The 9,687-nt window shown below is 69.5% G+C and carries 10 protein-coding genes; 8 read left to right on the forward strand and 2 right to left on the reverse strand.

Annotation, left to right across the window (positions count from 1 at the left end):
• Positions 1 to 456 (reverse strand): murein hydrolase activator EnvC family protein (locus tag E1298_RS39105; protein ID WP_131902433.1); only part of this gene is annotated, 456 nt, incomplete at its 3' end.
• A 395-nt stretch (positions 457 to 851) separates the two neighbouring features.
• Here E1298_RS39105 and rpsB point away from each other — a divergent pair.
• The 5 genes from rpsB (at position 852) to E1298_RS39130 (ending at position 5,369) form a co-directional block, all read left to right on the forward strand.
• Positions 852 to 1,838: a 30S ribosomal protein S2 gene (gene rpsB, locus E1298_RS39110; protein WP_131902434.1), complete on the forward strand. Its 987-nt coding sequence runs from the start codon at positions 852 to 854 to the stop codon at positions 1,836 to 1,838.
• A gap of 84 nt (positions 1,839 to 1,922) precedes the next feature.
• Positions 1,923 to 2,759 carry a translation elongation factor Ts gene (gene tsf, locus E1298_RS39115; RefSeq protein WP_131902435.1) on the forward strand — a complete coding sequence of 279 codons (837 nt, stop codon included), beginning with the start codon at positions 1,923 to 1,925 and terminating at the stop codon, positions 2,757 to 2,759.
• A gap of 174 nt (positions 2,760 to 2,933) precedes the next feature.
• Positions 2,934 to 3,674, forward strand: a complete 741-nt coding sequence (gene pyrH / locus E1298_RS39120) for a UMP kinase (protein ID WP_131902441.1) — start codon at positions 2,934 to 2,936, stop codon at positions 3,672 to 3,674.
• Between the two features lie 52 nt (positions 3,675 to 3,726).
• Positions 3,727 to 4,284: a ribosome recycling factor gene (frr, locus tag E1298_RS39125; RefSeq protein ID WP_165975881.1), complete on the forward strand. Its 558-nt coding sequence runs from the start codon at positions 3,727 to 3,729 to the stop codon at positions 4,282 to 4,284.
• A complete protein-coding gene (locus tag E1298_RS39130; RefSeq protein WP_243726085.1) occupies positions 4,284 to 5,369 on the forward strand; it encodes a phosphatidate cytidylyltransferase in 1,086 nt (361 codons plus the stop codon). The genes frr and E1298_RS39130 overlap by 1 nt, the downstream gene beginning before the upstream one ends.
• Before the next feature lie 40 nt (positions 5,370 to 5,409).
• On the opposite strand, the gene E1298_RS39135 is transcribed toward E1298_RS39130, so the two are convergent.
• Complete coding sequence (locus E1298_RS39135; protein ID WP_131902437.1) at positions 5,410 to 6,555, reverse strand: suppressor of fused domain protein; 1,146 nt, start codon at positions 6,553 to 6,555, stop codon at positions 5,410 to 5,412.
• A gap of 153 nt (positions 6,556 to 6,708) precedes the next feature.
• Between E1298_RS39135 and rlmN the strand changes: the two genes are divergently transcribed.
• The 3 genes from rlmN (at position 6,709) to E1298_RS39150 (ending at position 9,402) form a co-directional block, all read left to right on the forward strand.
• Positions 6,709 to 7,911, forward strand: a complete 1,203-nt coding sequence (gene rlmN / locus E1298_RS39140) for a dual-specificity RNA methyltransferase RlmN (protein ID WP_131902438.1) — start codon at positions 6,709 to 6,711, stop codon at positions 7,909 to 7,911.
• Positions 7,912 to 7,981: 70 nt separating this feature from the next.
• Entirely contained in the window at positions 7,982 to 8,494 is a 513-nt protein-coding gene (locus tag E1298_RS39145) for a DivIVA domain-containing protein (protein ID WP_165975882.1), read from the forward strand.
• Between the two features lie 80 nt (positions 8,495 to 8,574).
• Entirely contained in the window at positions 8,575 to 9,402 is an 828-nt protein-coding gene (locus E1298_RS39150) for a DUF1963 domain-containing protein (protein WP_131902440.1), read from the forward strand.
• Positions 9,403 to 9,687: the final 285 nt, after the last annotated feature.

A 9,687-nucleotide genomic window follows, 5' to 3' on the forward strand; every position in this document is an offset into this window, starting at 1 on the left:
GTGGGGGAGCAGGCGTATCTGGGGCCTGACCAGGGTGAGCGGATCCAGGTACAGGCCGCCGCGTAGCAGGCCCCAATGCAGGCAGGGTGTGGAGCAGTCGAACGGGCCGCCCTCCAGGACGCCGATGCGGGAGCCGGACGCGACCCGGCCGCCGACGCGGACACTGGGGCGGACGGGAAGGTACGTGGTGCGCAAGGGACCGTGGGTGATCGTGACGACGCCACGGCCCGCCAGGCGGCCCGCGTACGAGACCAGGCCGGAACCGGCGGCGTAGACGGGCTGGCCGGGACGAGCGGACAGATCGACCCCGCGGTGGCCGGGACCCCAGGGGACGGCGGGAGGCGAGAACGCCCGCAGGACCCGCGGAGCCGGCGGGCCCAGCGGCCGGCGCCAGCCGTCCAGGCCCGGCACGCCGGTGGCGATCATGCAGGTGAGGAGCAGTGTGAGCAAGGCCATGCGAAGCAGCCTGCCCTTAATCGAACGCCGCGCGATGAGAGTCGGCGAACTGTGGATAACTGCCGGGACCGTTGATTCCCGGACGCGTCCGGGCCCTGATAATCTGTAGGCGTGCCCGGAAGGACACCGGCCAGGGCTAGGCCGTCGCTGATCCGCCTCATGGCCGGAGACGCGGGAAGCCGCTCCGTCGAGCGGAAGGGCCACAGACCCGGGTAGGTTCCGGGTCACAGCCGCCTGGGGAACCCCGGCGGCTGATTTCACGCGTCCGCATGCCACCGCAGACATGGTGGGGCGCTGTCCCTTGGTCCGTCGCCGATGGCGACGGTGGGGCGGTGCCCGGGCGTAGACAGACAACCAAATGCGGCCCGCAGGGCCAGAGAAGGAGAACACGGGCAATGGCACCCGTCGTCACCATGCGGCAGCTCCTTGAGAGCGGCGTCCACTTCGGTCACCAGACCCGCCGGTGGAACCCGAAGATGAAGCGCTTCATCTTCACCGAGCGCAACGGCATCTACATCATCGACCTGCAGCAGTCGCTGTCCTACATCGACCGGGCCTTCGAGTTCGTCAAGGCCACGGTCGCGCACGGCGGCACCATTCTGTTCGTCGGCACCAAGAAGCAGGCCCAGGAGGCCATCGCCGAGCAGGCCACCCGGGTCGGCATGCCCTACGTCAACCAGCGCTGGCTGGGCGGCATGCTCACCAACTTCTCCACCGTCCACAAGCGGCTCACCCGGCTCAAGGAGCTGGAGGAGATCGACTACGAGGACGTGGCCGGCTCCGGGATGACCAAGAAGGAGCTCCTCGGCCTGCGCCGTGAGAAGGACAAGCTGGAGCGCACCCTCGGCGGTATCCGCGACATGGCGAAGGTTCCGAGCGCCATCTGGATCGTGGACACCAAGAAGGAGCACATCGCGGTCAACGAGGCCAAGAAGCTCGGCATCCCGGTCGTGGCGATCCTGGACACCAACTGCGACCCCGACGAGGTCGACTACCCGATCCCGGGCAACGACGACGCCATCCGCAGCGTCAGCCTGCTGACCCGCGTGGTCGCCGACTCCGTGGCCGACGGCCTCATCGCCCGCGCCGGCGCCGCGTCCGGCGGCGACGAGAAGCCGGCCGAGGGCGCCGCGTCCGGCGCCGCCGAGCCGCTGGCCGAGTGGGAGCGCGACCTGCTGGAGGGCAAGCCGGCCGATGAGGCCGCCGCCGCCCCCGTGGAGGCCGCCCCTGAGGAGGCCGCCCCCGCAGAGGCCGCTCAGGCAGAGGCTCCGGCCGAGGCCGTCCCCGCCGAGGCCCAGGCCGCGCCCGAGGCCGAGGCCGCCCCGGCCGAGGCGGCCGCCACGGTGACCCCCGAGGCGAACGCCGAGTCCGAGCAGGCTTGATCCCGTGGTCCCGGTGGCCCTTCGCGGGTGCCGCCGGGACCTTCGCGGGTCGTACGACCAACGACGAGAGAAGCGAAGAGAGCGATGGCTAACTTCACCGCCGCTGACGTCAAGCGGCTTCGCGAGCTGACCGGCTCCGGCATGATGGCCGTTAAGAACGCCCTCACCGAGGCCGACGGCGACTTCGAGAAGGCCACGGAGCTGCTGCGCCTCAAGGGCGCCAAGGACGTGGGCAAGCGCGCCGAGCGCACCGCGGCCAACGGGCTGGTCGCCGAGTACTTCGAGAACTCCGGTGACGGGGCGCTTCTGGAGCTCAACTGCGAGACCGACTTCGTCGCCAAGAACGCGTCCTTCATCGAGCTGGCGGACCGCCTGGTGAAGTTCGCGTCGGCCAACGGCGCCGCGGACGCGACCGCCCTGCTGGCCGCCGAGATCGAGCCGGGCAAGACCGTCCAGGTTCTGATCGAGGAGAACAGCGCGAAGATCGGCGAGAAGCTGGAGCTGCGCCGGTTCGCGCACTTCAAGGGCGCCTACGTGGCCAGCTACCTGCACAAGTCCGACCCGTCGCTGCCGCCGACGACCGGCGTGCTGGTCGAGCTGGACACCGAGAACGCCGAGGTCGCCAAGGACGTCGCCCAGCAGATCGCGGCGATGGCCCCCAAGTACCTCACGCGCGACGAGATCCCTGCCGAGGCGATCGAGAAGGAGCGGGCGCTCGCTGAGCAGCTCACCCGCGACGAGGGCAAGCCCGAGCAGGCCATTCCCAAGATCGTCCAGGGTCGGGTGAACGCCTACTTCCGCGACTTCGTGCTGGTGGAGCAGGCGTTCGTGAAGGACGGCAAGAAGACGATCGCCAAGGTCCTGGACGAGGCCGGAGTGAAGGTTGTCCGTTTCGCCCGGTTCAAGGTCGGGCAGGCCTGAGGGCACTCTGGAGACAGGGACCCAGCGATTCCGCGACGCAACGAGGAGGCCGCCGACGTGCCGGACAAGACGACCAGTAGCGCGACGGCGGCCTCGTCGTCCCAGCAGCATGCACCCGACCAGCGCGCGCGCGCCGAGCACGACGAGCGCGATGAACACGCGCAGGACGGGCACGTGCGCGAACAGCACGCGCCGCGCGCGGGCTGGAAGCGGGTGTTGCTGAAGCTCTCGGGCGAGGCTTTCGCCGGACGCGATCCACTGGGCATCGACCCCGAGGTCGTGCAGCACGTGGCCGAGGCCATTTCCGAGGCCGTCCAGGACGGCGTGCAGGTCGCGGTCGTATGCGGTGGCGGCAACATGTTCCGTGGGGCGCAGCTCGCCGCGCGCGGCATGGACCGCGGCCGCGGCGACTACATGGGGATGATCGGCACCGTCATCAACTGCCTGGCCCTCCAGGACTTCCTGGAGAAGCTCGGCATGGACACCCGCGTGCAGACCGCCATCACCATGAGCCAGGTGGCCGAGCCGTACATTCCACGGCGCGCCATCAGGCACCTGGAGAAGGGCCGTGTCGTCATCTTCGGCGCGGGTCTTGGGCAGCCGTTCTTCTCCACCGACACCACGGCCGCGCAGCGCGCGCTTGAGATCGGCGCGGAGGCGGTCTTGAAGGCCACTCAGGTGGACGGGGTCTACGATGCCGATCCCCGAAAGAATCCAGACGCAGTCAAGTTCGACCGTTTGGATTACGGTGAAGTTCTACAGCGGGGACTGAAGGTCATGGACGCCACGGCCATCAGCCTCTGCATGGACAACGCGCTCCCCATCGTGGTCTTCGACCTGATGGGACAGGGCAACATCGTCCGGGCCGTCCGGGGTGAGAAGATCGGCACGCTGGTCAGCCCGGCGGAGGGCTGACCGCAGCCCGGAACCGCAGTGACCAGGCCGACCAGATGACATGGGAGTCGAAGTGATCGACGAGACCCTCCTCGAGGCCGAGGAGAAGATGGAGAAGGCGGTCGCGGTCGCCAAGGAGGACTTCCAGGCCATCCGCACCGGCCGCGTCACCCCCGCCATGTTCAACAAGATCACGGCGGAGTACTACGGCACGCCGACGCCGATCAACCAGCTCGCGTCGTTCACGCTGCCGGAGCCGCGGATGGTCATCGTCCAGGTCTTCGACAAGTCCTCCATGCAGGCCGTGGAGAAGGCGATCCGCGAGAGCGACCTCGGTGTCAACCCCACCAACGACGGCAACGTCATCCGGGTGGTCTTCCCCGACCTGTCGGAGGAGCGTCGCAAGGAGTTCATCAAGGTCGCCGGCGGCAAGGCCGAGGACAGCAAGATCTCCATCCGGAACATCCGGCGGCGCGCCAAGGACACCCTCGACAAGCTCGCCAAGGACGGCGAGGTCGGTGAGGACGACGTCCACCGTGCCGAGAAGGAGCTCGACGACACCACGCACCGGTATGTGGCGCAGATCGACGAGCTGCTCGAGCACAAGAAGGCTGAACTGCTCGAGGTTTGATGAGACTCGATGACGCCGGGGAGCCCGCGGGCTCCCCGGATGAGCCGGAGGTCGCCATGCCCGGCCCGCCCCCCGGGGAAGCGCTGGACTCGCCCTCCGGCGAGGCACCGGACGCCTCAGCCGAGGACGTCCCGTCCTCCGGCACGGTCTCTCCCGGCACGGCCTCCACAGTGGGCGCCTCCCGCGCGAAGGCTTATGAGCCCGACGCGGCTGGTCCTGAGCCTGGTGCGATGGCCTCCGAGCCCGGTGCGGCGGGTTCTGGAGGCAAGCGGGAGAGCAGAACCGGGCGGAACCTCCCGATCGCCATCGGCGTGGGCTGCGCGCTCGGGGCGCTGGTGCTGCTGTCGCTCTACACCGTCAAGGAGATCTTCCTCGGCGTGCTGGTGGTCTTCCTGTTCTTCGGCATGCGCGAGCTCACCGACGCGTTCAAGAGCCGCGACATCCGGGTGCCGTTCATCCCGCTCGCGACCGGCATGGTGGCGACTCCGGTCGTGGCCTACATCTGGGGCCCCACAGCCACGATCGCCGCCGTGTCGCTGACGGTCCTGGCCATGCTGATGGCCCGGATGACCGAGGGCTCGGACGGCTATGTCCGGGACGTCGCCGCGGGCGCCTTCGTGGCCGTCTACCTCGTCCTGATGGGCGGAATCGTGGCGCTCCTCATGCGTCCGGACGACGGGGACCACCGCACCGTCGTCTTCATCGCGGTCACCGTCGCCAGCGACATCGGCGGCTACTTCGCCGGGTCGTTCCTCGGCAGGCACAAGATGGCGCCGACGATCAGCCCGAAGAAGACCTGGGAGGGCTTCACCGGGTCCGCGGTCACCTGCATGCTGGTCGGCGGCTGGCTGGTGTGGTGGCTGCTGGACGGAGGGCAGGCGTGGCAGGGCGTGCTGGTCGGCCTCGCCGCCGTCGTCACCGCCACCGTCGGCGACCTCATCGAATCGATGATCAAGCGTGATCTCGGCATCAAGGACATGGGAACGCTCCTGCCCGGCCACGGCGGCGTGATGGACCGCCTCGACTCGCTCGTGGCGACGGCCCCGGTGGTCTGGCTGCTCTTGGAGCTGTTCGTCCCCAGTTAGAACCGCACCGGGGCCGGTCTTGCCTGGCCTATGGGCCCGGCTAGGAGACGACCCAGGAACGCCCCTGCTGGACCAGGCGCCGTACAAGCGCGTCCGAGCCCTCGCTTTTGGCGTAGCGGTGCTCATCACCGGTGATGGGCACGAGCCACAGCCAGCGCACGGGATCGCCGTGGATCGACAGGCCGGTCAGGGCGGGCGCTGCCGGACTGCCCAGCCTGTTGGGGTCCTCTAGGAGCAGCACCCCCTCCCATGCGCTCTCACCGGTGCCGAGGGGGAACGTACGGGCCTCGTGGTACCACTTGACCACGTCGCCAGGGGCGAACCAGGTCACGGACCGCCACGGGTACTGCGCGAGCCAGGGGAAGATGCTGCCCGCCCGCTGGCTGGGCAGGGTGCTCGCCACGGCAAGCTCGATCCGGCCGTAGGGCGCCACGTCGTCCTCATAGAGCTCCACGGTGGGCATCCGTTGGCGGCTCATGCCGACCGTGCTCAGCACGGTGAACTCCCGATCGCCCCGTGCGGGACGCTCCGATACCCCCACGGTCGGCGCCACACTTGGCCTTCCGCCCGCCAACTGGCGTCCTACGTCGTGCCAGTAGTGGCCACCTGGGCCGAGCCGTTGCAGCAGATGGCCGAGGACGGACTGCTGGAATTCCGCCCACGATCCCTCGGTGCGGCACGTCTTCCAGTGCTCGCGCGCGCGGTCGATCCTCGGGCCGAAGTCGTCGATCTCCTCGTCCAGCGGGAAGGCGAACGGGCTCTGCGCCGTCGCGTCCCGGCTGTATCCAGGGATTCCTCGGCCCATGTCCGACCAGCCGGGGATCACGAACAGAACCTCCCCCGATTCGAGGACGGCCACGCCGTCGCCCTCCTCGAACCACACGGTCTCAAGGGCGGCGGCGTCCAGCGCCTTGCGCCCGCCCGGCTGCCGTACATGGGACTCCGGCAGGAGCGGTGCACTGCCCGAGTCCAGCCGTGAACGGTCAAGTTCGGCGGGGGCCTTTTGATGGTTGGCGACCCAGACCGCCCCGACCACCGAGTCGCGGGCGTCCTTCAGGTAGGCCGCAGTTACGTCACCGTCGGTCTCGATGACGAGCCGGCGGCTTCCGTATGGGCTCGCCTCGGCGTGGACGACCGTGGCGGCGGGGTTCCGGGGGGACGCGGTACCCCTGCGCAATACCGACATGATCGGCACCTTAGTCGCAGACAAGGTCATGTGCAGCGATGTCGTGTCTTGCTCGTGTTCCGGCCGCAGGGAGGGCGCGGCAGCGGGATAACGGGACGTGCGGCGCCGCTCACGGACGAGGCATCGGCATGTGTTTGCGACACTGGAAGGACCATGTCTTCCATCACCGAGTCACCGGCCTCCGGACCGGCCCAGCCGGCCGTCCAGGCCGCCGCCGTCGAGGCGGAGGGCGCCGAGGCCGCCGCCCCGAAGAAGACCCCGGCCAAGCTGGTCTTCGCCGAACCGCGCCGCAGCAAGCCGCCCCGGCACCTAGCCGACCTCACCACCGCCGAGCGGCGCGAGGCGGTCGCCGAGCTGGGGGAGAAGCCGTTCCGTGCCGACCAGTTGTCGCGGCACTACTTCGCGCGCCTGACCGACGACCCGGCGAAGATGACCGATCTGCCCGCCGCAGTCCGCGAGCGGCTCGTTTCCGCGCTGCTGCCCTCGCTCCTCTCCCCGGTGCGCGAGCTCGACTGCGACGGCGGCAGGACGCTCAAGACCGTCTGGAAGGCGTTTGACGGCGTCCTGTTCGAGTCGGTGCTGATGCGGTACCCCGACCGGGCCACGATGTGCGTCTCGTCTCAGGCCGGATGCGGGATGAACTGCCCGTTCTGCGCCACCGGCCAGGCTGGGCTGACGCGTAATCTGTCCACGGCCGAGATCGTCGAGCAGGTCGCCGCGGGCGCGCGCGCTCTGGCCGGCGGGCGCATCCCAGGCGGCCCCGGACGCGTCTCCAACATCGTCTTCATGGGCATGGGCGAGCCTCTGGCCAACTACAAGGCCGTGATCGGCGCGGTCCGGCGCATCACGGACCCGGCACCCGCCGGCCTGGGGATATCGCAGCGCTCCGTCACGGTCTCCACGGTCGGCCTCGTCCCCGCGATCGAGAAGCTCGCCGCCGAGGACATGTCCGTCCGGCTGGCGGTGTCGCTGCACGCGCCCGACGACGAGCTGCGCGACGACCTCGTCCCCGTCAACAACCGATGGAAGGTCGCCGAGGTCCTGGACGCCGCCTGGGCGTACGCCGACCGCAGCGGCCGCCGCGTCTCCATCGAGTACGCCCTGATCAAGGACGTGAACGACCAGGCATGGCGGGCCGATCTTCTCGGCAGGCTCTTGCGCGGACATCTCGTACACGTCAATCTGATCCCGTTGAACCCCACGCCGGGTTCCAAGTGGACCGCCTCGCGGCCCGAGGACGAGCGCGAGTTCGTCCGGCGCCTTGAGGCCCACGGGGTCCCGGTCACGGTGCGCGACACTCGGGGCAGAGAGATCGACGGGGCCTGCGGGCAGCTGGCCGCGGCGACCAAGGACTGAGCGCGCCCGGCGGGCCTACTCCTGGTGCCCTGCGGGCACGCGCGGACATGGGCTGAGGAGCACGGTGCCGGTGAAGACGGGTACGAGTGCACGGCCGCCAGTGGCGTTGCGGGGCTACGACCGGAACCAGGTGGACGGCCTGCTGAAGCGGATTTCGCAAGCGCTCAAAGGCGGACCGCCGGTATCGGCCGACGAGGTGCGCGCCGTCCGGTTCGACGTCGTGCTGCGCGGCTACGAGCAGCGCGCCGTGGACGAGCTGGTGCGCGAGTGCATCCGGGAACTCCAGGTCGGCGCGCCGTTCGGCGAGCGCCCCGGCCGCCCCCGCGTGCACCCCGGCTGGCTCATCAACTGGATCCAGAACGCCCGGTTCTCCGGCGCGGGCCTGCGGTCGGGCTACGACGTGCGGGACGTGGACGCGTTCCTGGACCGGGTCGTCTCCGGTCTGCGCGGAGTCGCTCCTCCAGTGACGGCCCGTGACGTCCGCGAAAGCGTGTTCCGCGTCGTCCGGCTCGGGCCCGGCTACGAGGAGCAGGAGGTCGACCGCTTCCTCGTCCAGCTCGCGGCGGCCCTCGAACGCCGCTGATCATCATCCGTCCATCCAGAGTTATCCACAATTTCGCCGGGGGGTGGCGCGCGGAGCCGGGGCACGCCACGCTACGTGACATGGATCACTTCGATGCGCAGCTCCGGCGGCTGCGCTCCCTCTTCGGCCTCTTCTTCGCTCCCGAGGTCACCGCCGCGCTCCTGCCCCTGACCAGGCCCGCTCTCCGGCTCGGCCTCGATGGTCAGGTGACCGTCCACCTCGGCGGCACCCCGCTGCTGCCGGCGGGCGAGCCCTGGCCCGAGTGGAACGGCCGTCCGCTCGACTTCCTCGGCGCGTTCGACTTCGCCGACCTCGCCGCGCTCGGCGAGATCCCGGGGCTGCCCGCCACCGGCATGGCCGCGTTCTACTACGCGAGTGAGCCCCCACGCCCGTGGGGCGACGAGGCAGGCCAGCGAGACGGCTGGCGCGTCTTCACCGGAGCACTGGAACCCGCGACCGCGCCACCGGCCGCATCCTCGTTTCCACGGTGTCAGCTGGGTGCGGCCCCATTCCTCTCCCTGCCCGCGCCTCAAGAGCCCGTTGCGCGGCGGCTGGAGCAGACCTACAGCGGCTTCCTGGGCGTGTACGAACAGCTGTACGCCGCCTGGTCGCAATACGCATGGCCCGACGACATGCCCGTCCACCAACTGGGAGGCTGGCCGGCCCTCGTCCAGCGCCCGGTCGGGCCAGACTGCCTGCACGCCTCGTCTGGACGCGACCTCGACTCCGTCGAAGCCGCGGAACTGTCCGCAGCCGAAGAGGCCGCAGTGGAGGAATGGCGCCTGCTGCTGCAACTCGACTCCGACCAGCGCCTCGGCTGGCATTGGGGCGATCCGGGCCGCGTCTACTTCTGCGCACGCCAGAACGAGCCCTTGGAGCGGACATGGCTGACCGTCCAGGCAACTTAACGTGTAGACACATCCGACAAGCCACGACACGGATCCGCGACAGCAAAGCAAGCCAGACGCCCAAACACACGCGAGCGCCTGTAGCCCCCCGTCCTCAAGTCCTAACGCGCCAACCAAGCCCCCATCGCCCATTCAGGTCAGATCAGGTAAAGCGGGTCTCGCAACAACAGAGATGATCTTTCCACACTTCAGGTGACACGCTCTCCCACGGCGCAGCGACAAGGAAAGGCGGGCTGGCGAGACAGGTCTGGCAGCACCTGTACAAGGCGTGGCGGGCGGGGAGGG

Origin of the sequence: Actinomadura rubrisoli, from assembly GCF_004349215.1 — a bacterium.
Lineage (GTDB): Bacteria > Actinomycetota > Actinomycetes > Streptosporangiales > Streptosporangiaceae > Spirillospora > Spirillospora rubrisoli.

Coding starts and splice junctions, on each gene's coding strand:
- rpsB (WP_131902434.1), top strand. CDS start 852: ATGGCACCCGTCGTCACCATGCGGCAGCTCCTTGAGAGCGGCGTCCAC.
- tsf (WP_131902435.1), top strand. CDS start 1,923: ATGGCTAACTTCACCGCCGCTGACGTCAAGCGGCTTCGCGAGCTGACC.
- E1298_RS39130 (WP_243726085.1), top strand. CDS start 4,284: ATGAGACTCGATGACGCCGGGGAGCCCGCGGGCTCCCCGGATGAGCCG.
- E1298_RS39135 (WP_131902437.1), bottom strand. CDS start 6,555: ATGTCGGTATTGCGCAGGGGTACCGCGTCCCCCCGGAACCCCGCCGCC.
- rlmN (WP_131902438.1), top strand. CDS start 6,709: ATGTCTTCCATCACCGAGTCACCGGCCTCCGGACCGGCCCAGCCGGCC.
- E1298_RS39150 (WP_131902440.1), top strand. CDS start 8,575: ATGGATCACTTCGATGCGCAGCTCCGGCGGCTGCGCTCCCTCTTCGGC.